18 protein-coding genes are annotated in these 20,488 nt (G+C 65.4%); 6 read left to right on the top strand and 12 right to left on the bottom strand.

The window, feature by feature from the left end:
• Positions 1-367: 367 nt before the first annotated feature.
• The 4 genes from GVY64_RS27580 to GVY64_RS27565 all read right to left on the bottom strand — a co-directional run bounded on the left by GVY64_RS27580 (position 368) and on the right by GVY64_RS27565 (position 4,293).
• Complete coding sequence (locus GVY64_RS27580; RefSeq protein WP_159847514.1) at positions 368-904, bottom strand: DinB family protein; 537 nt, start codon at positions 902-904, stop codon at positions 368-370.
• Between the two features lie 515 nt (positions 905-1,419).
• On the bottom strand, positions 1,420-2,091 hold the full coding sequence (locus tag GVY64_RS27575) for a sigma-70 family RNA polymerase sigma factor (RefSeq protein ID WP_159847511.1): 672 nt from the start codon (positions 2,089-2,091) through the stop codon (positions 1,420-1,422).
• A 460-nt stretch (positions 2,092-2,551) separates the two neighbouring features.
• Positions 2,552-3,370, bottom strand: a complete 819-nt coding sequence (locus tag GVY64_RS27570; protein ID WP_159847508.1) for an ABC transporter permease — start codon at positions 3,368-3,370, stop codon at positions 2,552-2,554.
• Positions 3,367-4,293, bottom strand: coding sequence for an ABC transporter ATP-binding protein (locus GVY64_RS27565; protein WP_159847505.1), 927 nt, complete (start codon positions 4,291-4,293; stop codon positions 3,367-3,369). The genes GVY64_RS27570 and GVY64_RS27565 overlap by 4 nt, the downstream gene beginning before the upstream one ends.
• Before the next feature lie 649 nt (positions 4,294-4,942).
• Here GVY64_RS27565 and GVY64_RS27560 point away from each other — a divergent pair.
• Positions 4,943-6,466, top strand: coding sequence for an FAD-binding oxidoreductase (locus GVY64_RS27560; RefSeq protein ID WP_159847502.1), 1,524 nt, complete (start codon positions 4,943-4,945; stop codon positions 6,464-6,466).
• A 36-nt stretch (positions 6,467-6,502) separates the two neighbouring features.
• Here the strand turns inward: GVY64_RS27560 and GVY64_RS27555 are convergent, their stop codons facing one another.
• The 6 genes from GVY64_RS27555 to GVY64_RS27530 all read right to left on the bottom strand — a co-directional run bounded on the left by GVY64_RS27555 (position 6,503) and on the right by GVY64_RS27530 (position 13,008).
• Positions 6,503-6,703 (bottom strand): hypothetical protein, encoded by a 201-nt coding sequence (locus GVY64_RS27555; RefSeq protein WP_236567260.1) that lies wholly within the window; start codon positions 6,701-6,703, stop codon positions 6,503-6,505.
• A gap of 234 nt (positions 6,704-6,937) precedes the next feature.
• Positions 6,938-8,191, bottom strand: a complete 1,254-nt coding sequence (locus GVY64_RS27550) for an FxsB family cyclophane-forming radical SAM/SPASM peptide maturase (protein ID WP_159847499.1) — start codon at positions 8,189-8,191, stop codon at positions 6,938-6,940.
• An 86-nt stretch (positions 8,192-8,277) separates the two neighbouring features.
• A complete protein-coding gene (locus GVY64_RS27545; protein WP_159847496.1) occupies positions 8,278-8,433 on the bottom strand; it encodes a hypothetical protein in 156 nt (51 codons plus the stop codon).
• A 72-nt stretch (positions 8,434-8,505) separates the two neighbouring features.
• Entirely contained in the window at positions 8,506-9,783 is a 1,278-nt protein-coding gene (locus GVY64_RS27540) for an MFS transporter (protein WP_159847493.1), read from the bottom strand.
• Positions 9,776-11,566, bottom strand: a complete 1,791-nt coding sequence (locus GVY64_RS27535) for an HEXXH motif domain-containing protein (RefSeq protein WP_159847490.1) — start codon at positions 11,564-11,566, stop codon at positions 9,776-9,778. The genes GVY64_RS27540 and GVY64_RS27535 overlap by 8 nt, the downstream gene beginning before the upstream one ends.
• A 14-nt stretch (positions 11,567-11,580) precedes the next feature.
• The gene (locus GVY64_RS27530; protein WP_201298177.1) at positions 11,581-13,008 is read right to left on the bottom strand and encodes an FxsB family cyclophane-forming radical SAM/SPASM peptide maturase; all 1,428 of its coding nucleotides are present in this window, start codon (positions 13,006-13,008) and stop codon (positions 11,581-11,583) included.
• 195 nt (positions 13,009-13,203) lie between these two features.
• On the opposite strand from GVY64_RS27530, the gene GVY64_RS27525 reads away from it, so the two are divergent.
• Together GVY64_RS27525 and GVY64_RS27520 are read left to right on the top strand one after the other, a co-directional pair.
• A complete protein-coding gene (locus tag GVY64_RS27525) occupies positions 13,204-14,196 on the top strand; it encodes an AraC family transcriptional regulator ligand-binding domain-containing protein (protein WP_159847487.1) in 993 nt (330 codons plus the stop codon).
• A gap of 322 nt (positions 14,197-14,518) precedes the next feature.
• Positions 14,519-15,433, top strand: a complete 915-nt coding sequence (locus GVY64_RS27520; RefSeq protein WP_159847484.1) for a LuxR C-terminal-related transcriptional regulator — start codon at positions 14,519-14,521, stop codon at positions 15,431-15,433.
• Positions 15,434-15,702: 269 nt separating this feature from the next.
• On the opposite strand, the gene GVY64_RS27515 is transcribed toward GVY64_RS27520, so the two are convergent.
• On the bottom strand, positions 15,703-16,590 hold the full coding sequence (locus GVY64_RS27515) for an alpha/beta hydrolase (RefSeq protein WP_159847481.1): 888 nt from the start codon (positions 16,588-16,590) through the stop codon (positions 15,703-15,705).
• 76 nt (positions 16,591-16,666) lie between these two features.
• Between GVY64_RS27515 and GVY64_RS27510 the strand changes: the two genes are divergently transcribed.
• Positions 16,667-17,371 carry a TetR family transcriptional regulator gene (locus tag GVY64_RS27510; RefSeq protein ID WP_159847478.1) on the top strand — a complete coding sequence of 235 codons (705 nt, stop codon included), beginning with the start codon at positions 16,667-16,669 and terminating at the stop codon, positions 17,369-17,371.
• Between the two features lie 21 nt (positions 17,372-17,392).
• On the opposite strand, the gene GVY64_RS27505 is transcribed toward GVY64_RS27510, so the two are convergent.
• On the bottom strand, positions 17,393-18,250 hold the full coding sequence (locus GVY64_RS27505; RefSeq protein WP_159847475.1) for a haloalkane dehalogenase: 858 nt from the start codon (positions 18,248-18,250) through the stop codon (positions 17,393-17,395).
• Between the two features lie 218 nt (positions 18,251-18,468).
• Between GVY64_RS27505 and GVY64_RS27500 the strand changes: the two genes are divergently transcribed.
• Positions 18,469-19,335 carry a hypothetical protein gene (locus tag GVY64_RS27500; protein WP_159847473.1) on the top strand — a complete coding sequence of 289 codons (867 nt, stop codon included), beginning with the start codon at positions 18,469-18,471 and terminating at the stop codon, positions 19,333-19,335.
• A gap of 470 nt (positions 19,336-19,805) precedes the next feature.
• The gene (locus GVY64_RS27495) at positions 19,806-20,363 is read left to right on the top strand and encodes a hypothetical protein (RefSeq protein ID WP_159847471.1); all 558 of its coding nucleotides are present in this window, start codon (positions 19,806-19,808) and stop codon (positions 20,361-20,363) included.
• Positions 20,364-20,488 lie beyond the last annotated feature (125 nt).

The following is a 20,488-nucleotide window of genomic DNA, read 5'->3' as shown; positions in this document are numbered from 1 at the left end:
AGTGTATGCCCGGGCTGTCGGATAGACCCGAGACGAAATAGATCCGAGACGAAATAGACCCGAGACGAGCTGGGTGCGTGTCGCCGAGACCACCGCGATGCAGGCGCCTCAGTGCAGCAGGGGCAACGCTGCAGCGCGAGCCGGCCGCCGCTACGCGCGACGGCGGGCCGCCCGCGCCGAGCGTGGCGACGGTGCTGTGGGATTTCGACGCCCGGCGAACCAGCGCGCGACAGGGGAGAGAGCGCGTCGTCGGTTCGATGTGTTCTTTGCAGCGGCCCGCCGGCTTCCGGAACGAGGGGTGGGAGGCCGATCACGTCGAGGCGCCCACTCCTCGAACGCCGCGGCCTGGTGCGCTGAGCCGGCTCGCTCACCGCATCCCGGTGAGCGTGAGCTGGCGCCGATGGTGATCGTAATGGCGGCCGGGATAGGCGTAGATGTCCGCGAGGGTCATGTAGTCGGCGAAATACGGATCCCACCGGGTCGGGTAGTGCATACCGCGCCGGAACGCGGTGTCTGGCTCATGTGTCAGCGCGTGTTGCAGCGAGCCGATCACCCGGTCGAGTTTCGCTCCCATCCGATGGCGGTTGTAGACGCGAGCCGCCCAGCACGAGCCGTAGTAGTTGATCACATCGAACGGCGCTGTCGCGGCGTTGAGGACTGCGGCGAACCCGCGACCGACTCGCTCGGGCAGTCGGCTCATCACGCGCGCAACGATCAGCAGCCGTCGCACCACCATGTACCCGAACAGCATGTGGAACAGCAGCTGTTCGTTGCTCCAGCGGGTGCCCGCCGAAGCCTTGCCCCAGTCGTCCTCGCCCGCCATCGCCAGCAGAGTGTGAAAGTCGGCCCGCGCCCGTTCCAGATCGGCCGCGAGCACGCTTCGATCCGTCACCGGTTCTGGCATACCGCCCCGATTCCATGGTCGGACGAGCTGCCCACTGCGTGGCAGTCTCCATCGTCCACCCGACACTTCGAGCTTCACAACCGCCAGCCGACCGGTGAGCACGCTATCGCGGCGGCCAGAGTTCGATCCTTCTCGGGGTCGCATCCGGCACATGGATACAGGAAACCCCGTGGCGGCTTCTGGTGCGTCCTTTCCGGTTCTCCTCCGTCTGTCCTGGTACCCATCCCCACGAATCCAGGAGTCACCATGACCAGCCCGACCGAGTTCGAGTCCCCGGCGACACATCGGACAGACGCATCACCGCAACCTGCGGCGCCCACCTGTTGCAGCACCGAACGGCAGACCACGTGTTGCGATGACAGCGAGAAGGCGACGTGCTGCGCTCCGGCGGCCACGGCCGACTGCGGCTGCCGGTAGCCTTCACCCAGCACAGTGCGGTGCGAGCCTCGTAGGGCTCGCACCGCATCTTTGTCCGATCGGTGACCGCCCGGGGCGTCCCAAACCGGTGTGCTGGTCTACTGGCCGGATGGTGGTGTGACACCACCACCACAGCCGCAGCCTTCGTCGCTGGGGGCTGCGCTACCGCAGGCGCCGTCGCGGGGTTGGTAGTCGTGGACGTGGCCGGTGCGGTCCTGGCTGATCTGGCAGCAGGCGTGCAGTTGGGCTTTGAGGGCGGCGCGGCCGCGTTGCACGCGAGATTTCATCCCGGACACCGAGATACCCGCCTCACCGGCAGCGGCGGCGTGCGTGCGGGCGTCGAAGTCGACCATCTTCACCGCTGCGGCCTGATCGGCGGGCAGTCCGGAGAGCATCGGCACCAGGCAGGAGGCGAGTTCTTTCTCCGCCGCCTCGCTGGTGTCAGGTCCATCCTCGCCCGCGGATGGGTTGTCGGGGACGGCGTCGACGGGTAGTTCGCGGCGATGGGGCGCCGAGCGGTAGTAGTCGGTGATCGCGTTGCGGGTGATGGCATACATCCAGCCCAGCAGCCGATCCTGCTCCCGCAAATCGCCGAGGCTTTTGGCCATCCGCAGGAACACGATCGACAAGATGTCGTCGGCGTCTTCCGAGCGGGAGACCCGGCGCGCGATGAAGGCCCGCAGGTCGCCGGAGAAGCGGCGCCAGAGTTGGTCGAGATCAGCGTGTTGCGGTTGTGGTGTGGTCGCGGTGGTGGCCGTTGTCTCGCTCATGATCGGGTTCCTCTCCCTCTCCAGCATCCTCGCCCACCGCTGTGGTGGCGAGCCTTGGTTCGCGGTCCCCGGTACCGACGACGGTGACCGCGATCGGACGCATCCGTGCGTCCCGATCCGGGGTGCCACGTCTGTATGGGTGTCGAAGTCGATGTCGGGTTCTCCGATTCGACGGTCCCGATAAGCGCGGTGAGGAGGTGAGAGCGATGCTGACGACACATCTGCTGTCGGATCTGACCGACGAAGAGGTCGATCTGATCGTGGCCGAGGAACTGCATCTGCTCGACGCCACCACATGAGCGCCGTCCACGCCCGTACCGGGCGTATCCGCTGACACAGCACACCCATGCGCCCTTACCCTCTCGCTGGGTAGGGGCATAGGCGTGCCCGGTTCGGCGGCAAACACGCAGAACCCGTCTCCTCCTTCCCTGCCGGAAGGACGAGACGGGTGCGTCGTCGTTCAGCGAGCTCGAGCCGACCGAACCAGCTGGGGGAGTGCGGGGGCAACGGTGACCGCGGCCCACAGTCCGATCGCCGCGACCAGGGCGGTGACGGTGTCCGCGGTGGTGGCGGTGCCGAGAACATGTCCGCGCAGGGCGTCGGTGGCGTGGGCGACCGGATTGACCGTGGCCATGGCCTGCATCCAGCCGGGCATGGTGTGGATCGGTGCGAACGCGCTCGAGACGAACATCAGCGGCATCATCACCATCATCCCGGCGAACTGGACCACATCCGGGCGGCGTAGCCGGTCCCCGATCAACCCGAACAGGGCGCTCATCGCTCCCGCCAGCACCACCAGCATCACGACCGCGGCCACGGCATCGACGGCGCTGCCGTGGAAGTCGAAACCCAGCAGCACAGCGGCGATCCCGAGCAGCCCGGCTCTCGCGAGAGTGAACACGGCCTCGTTGACGGTGCGAGCCACTCCGGGCAACGTCGCTCGCATCGGCAGGGCCGCGAAGCGGTCGTGCAGGCCGTTGGTGTGATCGATCGCGGCGGAGACTCCGGCGTTGGTGCCGGCCATCACGGTCGAGACCGCGAGCATGGCCGGGGTGAGGAAGTCGATGTAGCTGACCCCGGCCGGGAAGCCGGGTCCGGCGGCGACGCTGCGGAACACCTGGCTGAACAGCACGAGCATCGCCATCGGCATGGTCAGCGAGAACATCAGCAGTTGCGGGACGCGGGCGCTGGTGCGCAGGTTCCGCACCGTCAGGGCGGCGAGCTGGTCGACGATCGGGGAACGCCCGATCACGGTCGTAGTAGTAGTGGTGGCGGTCATCGGTGGGCTCCGGTGGTGTGGGCGAGGTGGGTGAAGACGTCGTCGAGGCTCGGGGAAGTCACGTCCAGATCGGTGACGTCGATGCCGCCGCGGTGCAGGTCGGCGACCAGTGCGGTCGCGGTGGGGGCATCGTCGACGGTGACCGACACCCGCACCCGGGTGCCGTCGACTCGATCGGTGTCCGGGGTGAACGGCAGATCCGCAACCCGGTGGGCGGGGACGGTGGCGTGCAGGACCTTGCCGCCGACGATCCGTTTCAGCTCGGCGGGAGTGCCGCGAGCGGCGACCCGCCCGTGGCTGAGCACCACGATGTGGTCGGCGAGCCGGTCGGCTTCCTCGAGATACTGGGTCGTGAGCACGACGGTGGTGCCCGCAGCGGTGAGCTCGTCGACGACGTCCCACAATCCGGCGCGAGCGAGGGGGTCCAGACCGGTGGTCGGCTCGTCCAAGAACAGCACAGACGGGTCACCGACAAGACTGGCGGCCAGATCGACGCGGCGGCGGGAACCGCCGGACAGTTCCCCGACCCGCCGGGTCGCGTACTCGCCCAGCCCGAGCCGGTCGATCAGCGCGTCGGCTCGTGCGCGGGCGGCGCGGCGCAGACCGGCCAGTCGGCCGATCAGCTCCAAATTCTCCCGGGCGGTAAGGAATTCGTCGAGTCCGGCGTATTGACCGGTCACCCCGATCCGGCGGCGAACTTCGGTGGCGTCGGCGACCACGTCCAGGCCCGCGATCTCCACACGGCCGACGGTGGGCCGCACCAGAGTGGTGAGCGCGCGAATCAGGGTGGTCTTGCCCGCACCGTTGTGGCCGAGCACCCCAAGGGTCGTGCCCGCAGCAGCTTCCACGTCGATGCCGTCGAGGGCCCAGGCTTTGCCGTAGGCGACGTGCAGATCCTCGACCACAACGGCCGGGGCGGTCATCGCACACCCCTGCCACGGTCAGGCAGCTGGTCGTACACGTGAATCGTCATCACAGGGTTCCTCTCGGAAGAAGGTGTGTTCCCACCTCGGGGTGGATGGGAGTCCGCTTCCTCAGACGAACCAGCCGCGCAATGGATGCACGGGGTCCAGCGGAGGTCGGTGATCATGTGGATCACACGCGGGCGAGCTATGCCGGGTGCCGCGACCCACGCCGCGCAGTGACACCGACGACAGCAGCCACTGCCACTCCGGACCCTGGTCGCGGCAACACGGATGCGTCGTGAAAGAGGCACCCACCGCCAGGGCGCCGCACATCAGTAGCCGCCTGTCCACGCCCACCGGCAGCCCGCTCCCGCCTCCACGTGCATCAGCGGTGAGCGCTGAACGGCTCAGAACCGATGCGAGCCTGCGCCCTGCGGGCGCAGATCTGCTGCAGGTGTTGTGGTGCCCATCCGCTCATGGGACGAGTCGGCGCACAGGGGGTGCATTTCTCCCAAATGTCCGTAGTCGTCCTCGATGGGCGTGTCGGGGCACACTGCCACGTCACCTCGTTACCGTTCGGAAATCGACCACGGAGGATCGCGCGGCGGTTGACGGGTAAGAGTTCCCTTAGCAACCGGGTGGCGTAGCCCGACGAGAGGACCTGGACTTGAGTGATCTTTCTCGCCGCGACCTGCTCAGGACGTCGGCGGCCGCTGGCGTAGGAGCGGTCGTTGTCTCGGGCCTTACAGCCGCAGACACGCCGGATATTGCCGACGCCGGCGCCCCGGGATATGTGACCGCGGGCGACCCGAGCAAAAGCCCGGGATGCCCGCCCGCGACGCTGACCGGTCACATCGTTCGCCCCTGTGACGCGTCGTACACCGACGCACGACTCGGCTGGGACCAGCTCTTTTCCCACTATCCGCTGGTCATCGTCTTCGCACAGGAAACCCAGGACGTGGTGAACGCCCTCACGTGGGCGCGGCAGCACAACGTCGCGTTGCGGGTGCGCAGCGGCCGCCACGCCCTCGAGGGCTGGTCGAACGTCGACAACGGCATCGTGATCGACGTCAGCCAGCTGAAGTCGATCCAGATCGACACCGGCGCTCATACCGCAACGGTCGGCGCCGGACTGACTCAGTTGGAAGCGGTGACGACGCTCGCGAAGCAGAACCTTGCGATCACAACCGGAAGTGAGGGCAGCGTAAGCGCGTGTGGTGCGACGCTCGGCGGCGGCCTCGGGCCGCTCAACCGCTGGCTCGGCATGGCCTGCGACAGCCTGGTGGCGGCTGAGGTCGTCATCCCGTCGGGTGACGACTGCGCCGAGGTGATCAACGCGGACTCGCAGCACCACTCGGACCTGCTCTGGGCGCTTCGCGGCGCGGGGAACGGCAACTTCGGGATCGTCACACAACTCACCTACAAGGTGTCTCCGCTCACGCGGCTGGCAAATATGCAGGCGACATGGAATGGACTCGGGGACCTGTACGAGGTCTTCGAGGCATGGCAGCGTACGGTACCGTCCGCCGACAGCCGTCTGGGATCCGAGCTCGAGATCCACAAGTCCCAGATCCAGCTGTCCGCGTGGCTTGTGGAGGGGGTGGCGGCACAGGCCAGAGAGATCCTGGCTCCGATCCTGTCGGTCGGCACGCCCGACGTCACGGTGCAGGTCGGTAATTGGGGCGATATCTTTGCGGGAGCCCAGATCCCGCTCGCGCAAGAGCCCGCGAACTGGAAATTCTTCTCGCAGTTCGTCAAAGAGCCGTTGCCGAAGAAGGCGATCGACATCATCGGCTCCTTCATGCGAGACGCTCCCACAGAGGAGAGCAACTACTTCGTCGATGCCTTCGGTGGGGCGGTCGCGAACGAGCCGCGCGGCGGCACGGCGTTCGTGCATCGCGACGCGCTTTTCTACGGTGAGATCGGCGCAGCTTGGGGGACTCGTTCAACACAACCGGGCGTCAGCGACCCGCTGACCCCGCAGGCCCAGGCCTGGATCGCGGAGTTCAGCCAGGCGCTGCGGCCCTACACGGACGGCGCCTACGTCAATGTGCCGAACGTCGGAATGCAAGAGTGGGAGACCGCCTATTGGGGGAGGCAGCACTTCGAGCAGCTGCGCAGGATCAAGGCGAAGTACGACCCCCACAATGTCTTCCAGTACGAGCAAAGCATCCCGCCCGCGTCACACTGATCGACAGTCGGTCACAACTGTCCCGCGGACCCGCACCTACACCACCCGCGCAGCCGAGTTGTCCGAACGCCTTCCGCACAACGGCATCATGATCAGATCGTCTGCTTCGGAGTCCGGGTCGATCGTGCCGCCGACCTCCGGCACCCACAGTTGCGCGCCGTAGCGGACGAAGACCGGAAAGGTCAGCCGGAACTGCCCGCGGAAGATGACGTACAACGGCAGGATCGTCAACACCAAGCTCGATCACCGGCTACACTGCGCTGTCGGTGATGGCCAGGGCGCTCCCGCCGCGCCCCGCGCTCGCTGCGCTTTGGCCCGCGAGCAGGCCGCGATCGAGGAGCGCGAGGCCGCCGCCCGGCTCGCCCGGCGGCGCGCTTGCCGACGAAGAGGGCCGCCCCATGCAAGCGGAACTGGCTGTGCGACCGGGAATCGCCGACTCCGTTGAGCCGCGCTTCGACGGCGGTCATGTCGTCATGGCCGAGTTCCCGCCCCCTCGACCGCTGCGGCAGCGTCTGCCCGGATCCGGGATTCGATGTGCCGAATCAGTTTGGTGAGGTCCGCGCAGTACACCGAGGGGTTGCGGAATCCCTCGCCTTCCTGGTACCGGGTGACGTAATGTCCGCCGCCACATACGGTGTGGATCGGACAGCTCCGGCAGGTGTCGCTCAGTGCGTCGACTCCGATCTGGCGGGCCACGATGGCCGGGTGCACCATCGCCTGATCCAGCGGATTGCCGCGACCGGTCGTACGCAGTTTGGTGGCACCCGCAAAAGCCGACTTCAGATCATCGATCTGCTCCACAGTCCCGTCGGTTTCGATTACGGCGATCCGGATCGGTTCCAACCCGAACACTTCCGACCTCACCGTCCCGCCGAGGAGCAGGTCGATGATGTTATCGAACATTCTGATTCGAGTCTGCAACTGCGGTGCGTCGTACCAGTGATCGAAAATCGTGATCAGCCAGTCCGCGTAGGGGGTGCTGTCGGGATCGCCGAAGGGGCCGGGCGGAGGTGTCGTCCAATTGCCGTGCGGTATCTCGAAATTGACGGCAGGCGGCTGGAAGGCGAGCATGCCTCGGTAGGTCTGCAGTGGATCATTCGCCAAGTCGATCACGCAGAGCAGACCCGCGAACAGGTGGCTCCGATCGCCGGCTATCAGCTTCTCCAGGCCTGCCGTGACCCTCGCGTAGGTTCCGGCGCCACGTCGATCCCGGCGGTGTCGATCATGGCTTTGCTCATCTCCGTCGAGGCTGACGGTCACACAGATGTCCCACTCGTCGCAGATACGCAAGAACTCGTCGTCGAGCAGCACGCCATTGGTCTGCAGGACGATTCGGACCGTGCTGATGGGATCCAGGATCGTCCGGGCGCGTGATGCGAAGTACTCGAAGTTACGGTGGCCGACCAAAAGAGGTTCGCCGCCGAAGAAGTTCAGATTCAACGCCGGGATTTCGAACCGCCTGGCATGATCGGCGATCATTTGACAGGTGTCGTCGAAGACTTTGTGACTCATCATCTTCGGCTGGTCACGCCAACTCTGGTCGGCCATCTCGTAGAGATAGCAGTAGTCGCAAGCCAGGTTGCATCGACTGTGCAGCTTGATGATGTAATCAAGGAACGGAAGGGGTTCCCAGCCTTTGCCGAGCAGCCCGGCGACATCCACTCCGCTTTCCGGCCAGGTCTTCCGCGCCACAGGCAGGCCCAATGCTACTGACGTCGGTTTCATGCTGTGTGTTCTCTCGATTGGGGGAACGGCCACGGGTGATCCGGCCGCCGGCTTCACCGCCCGTGACCGCTCCCAGAAGGTTCGGACTACTTGGAGCCGCTGATGAACGACTTGAAGATGGCCTCGCGGTGGCCGTCGCGGGCAGGCGTCAACTGACGTTCCAGCGCGGAACGCAGCGCTGGGCTGACATTTTCTACAAGCCGCCCGGCCTCCACATCGGTGATTTCCGAAAGATTGATCATGACAAACTCCTTCGATTTATGTTGCTGCGAACAAAGACGATCGAGTCACAGTACAGATTTCTGCATAGTCTCCTATTCATGCTCGCGGGAAACCGAATCGGAACCCCATCGGATTTGCGGAACCTGTTTCGACGCCGCCACCAGGTGGGTTCCCCTCCGGCCGGGTTCGTAGCCGGCGCCGATCGCGAGGATGAGCATTGCCATCAGGGTCAGCCACCCGACCACACCGGACCCGAACATGGCCAGCAGATACCCCGCCGCGAGTGCACCCAACGCGACCGCACCGCTGCTGACCAGACCCATCGCAGCGAGCGCGCGGCCGAGTATGTGCTCGGGAATGACCGCCGTCCGGTACAAGGTCAGCGCGATATTGGATACGACACCGACTGCACCGACTCCACCCCAGCAGACCGCGAGCACAATCGGGTTGTCGCTCGAGGCGATCGGCAAGAGCAGCCCTGTCCACACCCACAGTCCGGCGCGATAAATCCATCGCGCCGACCATCGGGCAGTGAACCAGTGGGCGCCGACCGCACCCAGGATGCCTCCGATGCCTGCCGCCGAAAGCACGACACCGGCCGTCCACGCCGCGAGTCCGGTCATCTGTAATTCGAACAGAATCAGCAGCAGAACGATCTGGATGATCAGATTGGACATGCCGAGCGCCGCGGTCGATGCCCGAAGCAACGGCTCTTGCCACACGATACGGATGCCGACGCCGAGGTCGTGCGACCGAGGTCGATGTGCCGTCGCGGCGGGATCTCGGCGGGCACGGTTCGGGCGAATCAGCGCCAAGGCGATGAGACAGTACAGATACGTGGCGGCGTCGACGACGAATGGAAGCCAGCGCGCCAGGCCAAAGACCGCCCCGCCCGCGGCCCGTCCGAGCAGCAAGGCAATGGGTTGTTCGGCCTCGAGAAATGCGAAGGCCGCGGGACGCTGCTCGTGGGACACCACATCCGATATCGCACCGCGTTCACACACCTCGGCAAAGACATATATCGTACCCTCGACGAATGCCGCTGCGATGACCAGTAAAGCGAGATGCCGTGCCTCGGCCAGAACCGAGGTGGCTACCACACAGACGGCCAGTAGTCCGAGAACCTGGCAGACCATCAGGACGCGCAGTCGCTCGAATCGGTCCGCGACGATCCCTGAAGGAATCTGGAAGATCAGATTCGGCGCACCGAGGGCGAAGCCGACCCATCCCGCCGCAGCGAGTGAATCCGTCGTGGCCAGGATGAGCAGCGGGTAGGCGATTCGGGCACCGTGAAATCCGACTAATGACAATGCATTGCCGGACCAGAGCAGAAAGAAACTCCGGTTGCCGGTCAGGTGCAACTTATTCATCGGAGGCTCTCGGATTCGACAACCATCGCACCAGATCCACGACGTCGGTATCTCGATCCACCGCCTGGTAAAGGTGTGCCGCTATCTCGGCACGCGTGGTGAGAATTCCGAAGTCGTTGTCCGGGAATAATATGGGAAGAGCCAGCGCCAGCCCGGCCCACAGCTGCGGCCGACACGGATCTTGTCGCAGCTCTCGAGCGTACTGAGCGCAGGCAGCCGAGACATCGCCCGCCAGGTACAGACGGTCGCCTTCGGGCTGGTCCGGGCTCGACAGCTCCTCCAAGTCGGCGCTGTCGAGCGATTTCAGCTGAGCCGAAAGACGAAGGCGACAATAGCGATCGGGAATATGGTCCTGATCGGTCCAGGTCGCGGGAGGTAGGCGCCGAGGAATGGGACGCCCCGAGGCCCATCGCGCCGCGAGCTCGGCGATGCCGTCCGCGGACGGCCGCCGGTTCCGTACCTGCCAGAAGGTCCGATGGGCGATCGTCGCCTCGGATACAGCGAGACGGACTTCCGCTGGGATGTTCTCGTCGGCCCATGACCGGACGATGGCGGCGAGCGCGTTGAAGAAGTGTTCCCCTTCGGTGGTGAGCAGACCTGACGCGACCACTTGTGCCATCGCGGTTTCCAGCTGCATGCGTCCGAGCTCGAAGTCGACGTGGGACCGTATGGACCCGTGGCACTTTGCATGGCGGTGCACTCGCCAGAAGTCCGTGACGCCGGCGAACGCGTAGATCCCGTGCAGCAGCCCGAAGATCGGTCGTGGGTCGTCACGCCAAGGCGCATAGCAGCGAAAGGGTGGATTGGGCTCGGTCAGCAGGAGGACATGATCGGTGAGCAGGGTGAACTTCGTATGCTGGATTTCGTGAATCAGTGTGAGCGCTAGTTGGCACGGATCGGCTGGTGCGGTGGTGTACACGCAGCCGACTCCGTCATATGCGGTGTGACTCATGCTGGCCACGAGCGGCTCGGCACTGAGTGGGACGAGCATCTTCAGGCATTCGCGGATCGGTGCCAGATACCGGTCGAAATCGTGGTGTAGCAGTTCCCAGGACGCCGAGAAGTCCGCTTGCCACTGCTCAACCTGTGCCGTGCTGAGCCGCGGCGCCTCCCGGCGAGCTGCCGAAAGCTCGCGAAAGGGATCGAGGTCGTCCAGGACTACCTCGAAGGTCTGACCCTCTCCCCATACGCGGCGCAGCGGCAGCCATTCCGGAGCGAATTCGTGCTGCACAGACGGGACCCGGACAACGGTGTTTTCCCCGGTGAAGTACAGCGAGCCGTCACCAGACCAGTGCAGTACGCAGTGTCCGAAAAGATCCGAGGCGCCGAGTAGCGCCATACCGATCCCAGGCAACATCACGGCACCGTTGCGTACCACCAGCTTCATCGAGCCCTCCGGCCGACATCTGATGCCGACCGCCGCGGCGAGCCAGCCCAGATATCCGCAGTCCGCCCACAGCGGAACTGTGCCATCATCGGTGATCGCCCGAATTCGACGTAGGACCCGGCCCAGCCAGATCCCCGTATGCGGGTGGGAAAATGCGGCAGCCACCTCTCCCTGGTGGGAGTTCTGTAAGTCCGCCAGGAGCCGGTATGCGTCGAGAAGCCCTGCTTTGTTCGCCATTTCGGGTGTCGCCGTGGTGGCCTCGGCGACAAGGGTACGAAGCAGGATCACACGCGCGGTCGACATGTCTTCGATCAACGCCGAAAGATTGCCCGCGGTGCTGATGCCGGAGCTGGGATCAATGATGACGTCATCGATCCGATCGGCTGCTACAGCCACTGCGTCCCCTGTCGCTAGCGTTCGAGAACGGGCATGATCTCGGCCCGGACGCGCGATTCGATGTGTTGGATCAGCTTTTTGAGGTCGGCACAGTACACCGACGGATTTCGGAATCCGTTGTCTTCTCGATACCGGTGGACATAGTGCCCACCACCGCACACGGTGTGGACCGAGCACGCCAGGCAGGTGTCGCCGAGGGCGGCGAGGCCGATCTGCCGAGCCGCGATGCCAGGGTCACGCAGCGCCAGGTCGAGCGGATTGCCGCGATCTCCGCGGATCGATAGCTTGGTGGCACCTGCGAACGCCGATTTCAGTTCGTCAACCTGCTCGAGGCTGCCGTCCGTTTCGATGACCACCAACCGAACGGGCGCGAGCCCAACGGCTTCCGACGACGTCTGGCCGCCGAGCAGCAGCTCGATGATTTTTCCGAACAGTCGGACCGTGGTTTCCAATTCCGGTGCGCCGTACCAGCGCTCGAAGACCGCGATGAGCCAATCGGCGTAGGGTGTGACCGACTCGTCGGCCACCCTGCCCGGTGGCGGCGTCACCCAGTTACCATGGGGCACCATGAAATCCGCCGTCGGCGGCTTGAACCTGGCCACGGCCTCGTAGGTCTCCACCGGATCGTTCTGGAGATCGATCGTGCACAGAATCCCCGAGAACAGGTGCCGCCACCGGGGAGCCCGTAGTCGCGTCAGCCCGGCAACGACCTGTCGGTAGCTGCCCTCTCCACGGCGGTCCCGCCTGTGCCGATCGTGTCCGCGCTCGCTACCGTCCAGACTGACGCCGATTCGGACACCCCACCGATCACAGATGCGGAGGAACTCGTCGTCGATCAGCACACCGTTGGTCTGAAGACCGAGACGCACCTGTATGTCCGGTTCCAACGCAGCTCGGGCCGTCCGCGCAAAGTACTGCAAATTCTGTTTCCCGACCAGCAACGGTTCGCCGCCATGGAACACGATATCGACCGCCGGCAGCGAGTGCCGCAGCGCATGCTCGCGAATCATTCGACATGTATCGTCGAAAACTTCGCGAGACATCACCTTCGGCTGCTCCATCCAGCTTTGATCGGCCATCTCGTACATGTAGCAGTAATCGCAGGCAAGGTTACAGCGACTGTGAATCTTGACGACATACTCTGTAAATGCCATCGGCTCCCAGCCGTTGCGGATCAATGCCGCCATATCCAACCCGGGGACCGGCCAGCGCAATTGTGCAGCAACCTGTTCCATCGTCACCGACAGCCAACTCCTTCTCGGATCTGCCGCCAGATTCCACCGGCCATTGTGATTACCTGGAAATGCTTGCGCGACAGCGATATCGACCACGTCCTCGTCGAGGCGAACTGCGGTGGCGGGCCGATCGAAATTTTGAGCGACGGAAACCTTTCTGGTTCTCGGCGACCACGGTCGGCCACCTACGGATTCGTAGATGATCACCGCCGCCGACGCACTGGGGAAGGACCGAACGCGCCGGGCGAGGGACCGAACGCGCCAGTTCCCGAGGTGGTTCCGCTCCGAGCATGAAGTGGGTCACGGCTACCGGCGCGTACCGTGGCCGATGACCGTCACCCCAGGGCGGAGCGGTCCGCGCCGATGTAACGTCGAGTCCGCAATTCCCGGTCGAGAATCACGATGATGGACACAGCAGATCTCATCCTGTTACCCAAACTTGCCCTCGACTGCACCGGCCTGTCCGGTCCGGTGCGACGGCAGCTCGCGCGCGAGGCCGACATACCCGAATGGATGTTGGAGAGCACGCAGGTGGCCGTGCCCAGCGATCGAAACATTCGCCTATGGGAGCTGGTCGAGCACGAAATCACCGATCCGCACGTGGCACTGCGTGCCGGGCGAACCTATGTTCCGGGGCGATTGGGACTGAACGACTACCTGTTCATGACCGCGCCGACCGTAGCGGCGGGATTTACCCGAACAGGTACGCACGTCAACGTTCTCACCACCAATTTCACCCTGTCGATGGCCGATGCGACCGAGGAGATCGCCTTCGATCAGGGCATGGTTCGTGGGGAGGGACGGGGCAGAGAGTTGGCGATGCAGGCCGCGTTCGTCGCCATGGTCGCGCGGACCCGGCTGGGAACCGGCGGGGTGGTGAAGCCGGTGCGGGTCAGCTTCCGGCAGGCCGCGCCTCGACGGCACGATCAGTTCGTCGAGACCTTCGGCACGACGCGGATCGAGTTCGGCGCTCCGACTGATCAGCTGGTGTTCCGTGTCGCCGACCTGGCGCAGCCGCTCACAACCGCCGACCCGATGCTGGCCGAAATTTTGCTCCGGCACGCGGAAACGGCCGCGGTGCGGCATCCTGCTGTGACGTGCTCCGAGCAACTTCATCACATACTGCTCGGGATGCTCGGCAACGGTCCGATCCCTGTCGATCACGCGGCACGCCGAATGGCGACGAGTGCCCGCAGCCTGCAGCGAGAACTGGCGGGAGAAGGCACCACCTGGCGCCGCGAACTCGACCGCGCCCGCCGGGTGTGGTCGGAGAAACTGAAGTCGTGTCCGGGCTTGTCCCAGGATGACATCGCACACCGACTCGGCTATTCCGATGCGCGGGCGTTTCGTCGTGCGCGGCGGCGGTGGTCAGCTGACGAGTTTCCCTCTGGTTGAGCGGCGACGGCCCCGCGTCGCTGAGCGAGCCGGCCGAAGCGCACCCGCTCACACCGGGATCATCGGCGAGCTGCCACCGCCGCCGTCGCCTCGGCAGGCCGGTCGGCGAAACGAGGAATCGTTGGTCCTATGAACACTCAAAGGTTGCGAACCCGCCGCGACTTATGTGTTGGGATGTCGTGACCAACACCTCCGAGACGCGTATCCCCTCGTGGACCCGATGACCCCCCGGTCGCGGCGCACGACGGCGCGGCGGTGGCCGGCGAGGTCGATCTGGCGACGGTCCCTTTCCACCGCGACTAACGCCGCGAAAACAGCATCCTTGCTGGAGAATTCGCCGCTGATGGCGCTGACCGAGGCGACTCGCTGCTGGGTGCTGACACTGATGGGCCGCACCACCGAGGCATTGGCGTCCGGCGCGCTCAGCATGCGCCTCAACGCCCAGAGGCCCGATGCTCTGTACGCCTGGCACGCACCGCTGGTCTACGGCTCCACGTTGATCGAGGCCGGCCGCTATCGGCGCGGGCGCCAGGAACTCATCAAGATCGCCAGCGAGGTCCCCGGCGAGATCTACCCGACCCTCATGCCACATTTCTATCGGTATCTGGTCGATGCCGAACTCGCTCTCGGACGGATCGACGCCGCGGAGAAGACGACTCGACGCGTCGAAACGATCGTCGACGGCATGCCGACGATGCATATGCGGCTCGGCGACGCGCGGTACTGCCGCGCGCACGTACAGCTGACCCGCGAGGAGGTAGGGGCGGCCGCCGACAATGCCGAGAAGGCCGTCAGCGAGTACACCGCCAGCGGCACTGCTTTGGATGCGGCTCGTGCTCGTCTGCTGTTCGGACACGCGCTTGCCGATCTGCACGACCTCACCGCGGCGAAAGCCCAATTCGACGCAGCGCTGCTGGCATTCGAACTCTGTGGCGCGGAACGGCTCGCCGAGCGTGCTCGCCTGGCTCTGCACCGGGTAGGCGAGCGGCAGACGTCCGGACCACGAAGCCGTTCCCGCGCAACCACGGTGCGGCTCGGCGATCTGACCGAGCGGCAATCCGAGATCGTCGATCGGGTCGTACTCGGCCGGACGAACCGCCAGATCTCACAGGAACTCTATGTTAGCGAGAAGACTATCGAGGCCCATCTGACCCGCCTTTATACCAAGCTCGGCGTCTCCTCACGGGCGGAACTCGCTGCCCTGGCGGCCAGCGATCGCATTCAGCCTCGGATATGACCTGCAGCGCCCGCCATGTGGTCCGATGCTCGGGTCCGCGCGGCTACTGGGCTAGCTGTATGAGGCCATGACGTAGGTGACGCCGGTGTGTAGGCGGCTGGCTGGTGGCCGGTTCCCGGCGGCCCGGTTGCGGCCAGCAGAGTGGTGCACCTATCGACCCGGGAAAGTCGTTCGCCGAGCAACTCGCCTCAACCAGTCGTTCACTCACCATGAGCGCCGAAGCAAACACCGGCTCCGCAGGGGACGATGGCGCGCCGGCGCGGAGACTGTCAGCCGCCGACTGGTACCTGCCGGAAGAAGTCGATCTGGTCGGCCACGACGGTGTCCCGCAAGGCCGGGTCGGTGTAGAAGGAGAAATGGGTGCCGGGATATACCCGCAACTCGCCGCGCGGCGCGGCGTCGGCCAGCGCGCGACTCGTCTCCACCGGCGTCTCGTGATCCTCGGCGGCAGCGCAGACCAGCAGTGGGCACGACAGTCGTGCGGCTGACTCCGCAGGACGGTAGCGCATCATCTCCAGCAGCGCGCGGGGAGCAATGGTATTGCGCCACAAAGTTTCCCCGCCCCCGGTGAGGGTCTGAATGTGGCGCGCCGCTTCCGGCGTCGCGGTCACGGCGAGTTCCCCTGGCCCACCGACCATCGGAATGTAATACGGGCGCCTACCCGCCGCGCCGCGCAACCGATCCCAGATGATAGCGCCGAGCAGCTTCACCGTGTCCCGGGTGGTCCTACCCTCGACCCGCCTCGGAAAGCCGTTGAACGGAATCTGCGCCACGACGGCACCTATGCGCGGGTCGTCGGCCGCGACGGCGACAGCGTGCGCTCCACCTAGCGAGTTACCCCACAACAGAATCCGGTCGGCGTCGATGCGTGGGTGGCTGCGCGCGAATGCGACACCGGCCCGAATATCGGCGAGCTGGCCGGCGATTCCGGGTACCTGCCGCGGTTCGCCGGCGCTCTCACCGAAGCTGCGGTAGTCGAACACCAATGCCGCGAAACCTGCGGCGGCGAAGCGCTCGGCATAGTCGTACAACCGGTCCATCGTTCCACTGAAACCGTGGCAGAGCACCACACACGGCAACCGACCGGCGCTGGTGGGCAGAAAGAGGCGGCCGGCACACCGGACACCGGCGACGTCGAACGAGACCTTGGTACACATAAGGGCCATCCCTGCGGCATAGACTGACTGTCGGTAAGTACAGTAGCGAAATTTTTGACCGTAGGTAAGTAAGCACATGACATCTGAGCGCGTCCTGGCGGCCGCACGCGTCCTGTTCGCCACCCGCGGCTACCGAGCCACATCCATGCAGGCCATCGCCGACGAGGTGGGCGTCACCAAAGCCGCCCTCTACTACCACTTCGACTCCAAGGACGCGATCCTGCACCAGCTCACCCTGCCGCTGCTGGACGAGCTGGATGCGGTGCTGGCCGCGGCCGAGTCGGAACCGAGCGCCGAGGAGGTCCGATGGCGGGCGATCGAGGGTTATGTCGATGTGCACCTGCGCCACCGACACACTCTCACCATGCTGGTCAGAGACATGACGCTGCTCGTCCAAGCTCCGGTGGCCGACCGTTTCCGGGCCGCGATCGCCTTGGCGAACGAGCTGGTGGCAGGCCCCGGAAGCGGGATCGAGCAGCGGGTGCGGGCCGCTCAGGTGGTCGCGGGCCTGGCCGACCCCGTCGTCCTGTTCCGCAACGAGCCGGTCGACCGGCTGAGGCAATTGATCCTGAATGGTGCCCAGGCGCTGCTGGGCGAACCCATCGAGCCGAGACCGACCGGCCGCGCCAGAGGGCGCAACGGGGGACGGCCCGCCAAACTGACCGGCGAGCAGATCGAACAGGCGCGCTCGATGCGCGCCGACGGCTGCGACGTCGAGGACATCGCTACCCGCTTCGGCGTTTCCCGCGCAACCGTCTACCGGTATCTCAAAAACTATTGATTATGAGATTAGATTATGAGATCAGAAACGCTTCGCGATCGCTGCCGCGATCGCATCCGGTTCCTGTTCCTGAATGAAGTGACGAGCGTGCGGTAACTCGACCACCTCGAGATCTCCGAAGGCGGCGCGCATCCGCGGGATACAGGCGTTCGGCCGGAAGACCATGTCCCGCATTCCCCACACCAACAGCGTCGGCTTGTCGCCGAGCAGGGCAGGCACGTCTCGGGCGAGACGATCGAGCAGGGGACGTGCGGCACGAATCTCCCCAGGCGTGACGGCGAGGCCGCGACGGGCTCGGGCAGTGGGCTGCACCGCGCGGTAGTGATCGGCCTCGACCGTGGTGAGCGTGCGCTTCAGCTCGGCGAGTAGCACGCGCTCGATGAGAAAGTTCTGTTCGAGTATCCGCCGCTGCATCGGACGACTGTTCATGATCATGCTGAACGCCCGGTTGGCGATTGCCTCGATCGGCCAGAACACGGTATTGCCCAGGACGATTCCGCTCACCCGGTCCGCCCGCGTGGTGGCCGTGCCCAGACCGATGGGTCCGCCCCAATCGTGCCCCATCACGACGAAGCCATCGAGTTGCAGGTGATCGATCAACTCGCCGAGGACCGAGGTGTGCTCCGCGATGGTGTAGCCGAACCCGGCGGGCCGCTCGGACATTCCGAACCCCAGGTAGTCCACGACGACACAGCGGTACCGATCACGCAGGGCCTTCACGATGTGGCGGTAAAGAAAACTCCATGCCGGAGCCCCGTGACAGAACAGGATCGTCGGTCCCGTCCCTTCATCGATGTAGTGCACGCGGCCGGCAGACGAGTCGAACCAGCGCGACGCGAATGGGTACAGGTTCCCGTCGGGAACAAAGTCGATCAACATTGAGCCCCTCCCTGTGCGCGAGCCTACATGCGCCGCCCCGCTCAGCGCCGGGCCCTGAGGTCACGGCCACGCCGTGTGGTTTCGGGGACGGGCGTTCATGCTCCGCCGTCCACGATTGGGAGACCGGTCGCCCGGTGGCACGAGGCAGTCGTCGAATGGACTCTCATCGGGATTGCGACAACCTGTGACGACGATGACGGAATACAATCGGCTCGGCGTTGACGTTCGACGAAGAGTCCGTTGCGGAATCGAAGGGGCTGCAGGTGACCGATTCCCAGCACGGACCTGGCGATCGACCACCTATGCCGGACGGCGTCGATCCCGTTGCGCCGCAATCTGATCCGTCCGACGCCAGCTGGGCCATGCCACACCTGCCACCTGGTCAGGGATATGGGCCGACGGCGTCGTATCCGCCACCACCGACCGGCAACGGCAGAACAGGTTTGATCATCGCCGGTGTGCTCGGGCTGGTGGTGATGCTGGGGCTCGGTGTGGTTATCGGCATCGTCGTCGGCCGCGGCGGCGGTAGCAGCGAGTCGGCTACCTCGACGCCGGAGGCGAAGACCTATTCGATGAATGCGGTCACCAACGCTTGCGACCTGGTCGATCCCACACCGTTGACCACGTGGTCGCCCACGCCGAAAGGTGCTCCCGAGCATAAGGAAACGCGGCCCACCGCCTACGCAAGCGGCAGCTTGAAGTGCGATACCGAATACACCAGCGCGACCGTCGGCGAGTTCCCCATGAACAAGGCCGCGATGAGTGTCGAGGCCCAGTTCACCAACGGTGCGGCGGCGCCCTTCTACGACCATTGGAAACATGCCGACGTCGAAACACCCGAGGCGGGGTCGGATTCCGGTGCGGTCACCGGAATCGGCGATCAGGGCTACTGGTACTCCGAAGCCAGAGGCAACCTGGTCGCGAACATGACCTACGTCGTCTGTGTACAGGACGGGAATGTCTCGGTGCGGGTGCGGATCCTCCTCACGCGCGAGAAGGGTTCTCCGGCGGTGCGGCGGGATGAACTCGATTCGATCGCCAGGTCGCAAGCGCGCAGGACGCTGGACGGTCTACGCGAGAATTGACGACCGGCGCGTCGCGCGCACCAGTAGGCGCCGACGACCGACGGTGGCTCGAATACGATCGGGTCGACGTCGACGGGGGAGCCCGTCGAGGAACCGGGGAGGCTACGGGGATGACCGATTCTCAGCACGGACCTGACGATCGGCCGACGCCGGACAGTGCCGCCCATCCTGCGCAACGATCTGTTCCGCCGGTCGGCAGCGGGGGTGTCCCCGACTCGGGCGAGTACATGTCCTCGCCCGGGGCCATTTCCGGTCGGCCCGGGTACGGCCCACCTGGTCTCGGGTACGGGCAGCCACCTCACCCACCGCGAACCGGCCGCGGCAGAACAGGTCTGATAGCGGTCGGCGCCATCGCGCTGGCAGTAGCGCTGGGACTTGGTGTAGTGATCGGGGTCGTCGTCGGCGACACAGACAGCGGGTCCGCCGCTGCCCCGGCCCCGCCCAGCACCTCGGCCTCGTCCAGCACGGCTGTGACCACGACACTCCGGGATCCGGCGCCGGGGAACTATTCGATCAGTGGCATCACCAACGCGTGCGATCTTGTCGATCCCACGCCCCTGCAAAGGTGGTCGTCCACCCCGAGGGAAGCCCCCCAGCATCGGGAATTCCCGCCGAACAACTTCGGCGGCGGCAACCTGTACTGCGCCATCCGCTACACCAGCCCCTCCACCATCCCCGACGACGCCACCGTCGACGAAGCCGGCATCAGCCTGCAGGCCCAGTGCACCGGCCCCGACGCCGCCCCCGCCTACGACGGTTGGAAACAGACCGACACCAGTGCCACCGGACCGGGGCGGGCCTCGGGGGAGGTCACCGGAATCGGGACCCAGGGTTACTGGCGCACCGCGACCACGGACACCAGCAACGGAATGACCTACATCCTGGGCGCGCAGGACAGCAATGTCTCCGTGCGAATAGAAGTCGCTGTCCTGCGCGCGAAGGGCGAGCCTCCGGTGAACCGGGCGGACCTCGCCACGATCGCCGAGAACCAAGCCCGCAAAGCGTTGGATGGACTGAGGAAGACTTAGAGCTCCTAACAGGTTCGGTTGAGTGGCGGTGATTCTCGTTGCGGTGCAGTATGTTTCGTCGTGGCGGCCCCGTGGATCGTGGACGACGAGTTGTGGACAGTGATCGAACCGCTACTGCCGGTCCG

The sequence above is a fragment of the Nocardia sp. CY41 genome (assembly GCF_009829325.1).
GTDB lineage: Bacteria > Actinomycetota > Actinomycetes > Mycobacteriales > Mycobacteriaceae > Nocardia.
This window is presented reverse-complemented; position numbering and strand designations above follow the sequence as displayed.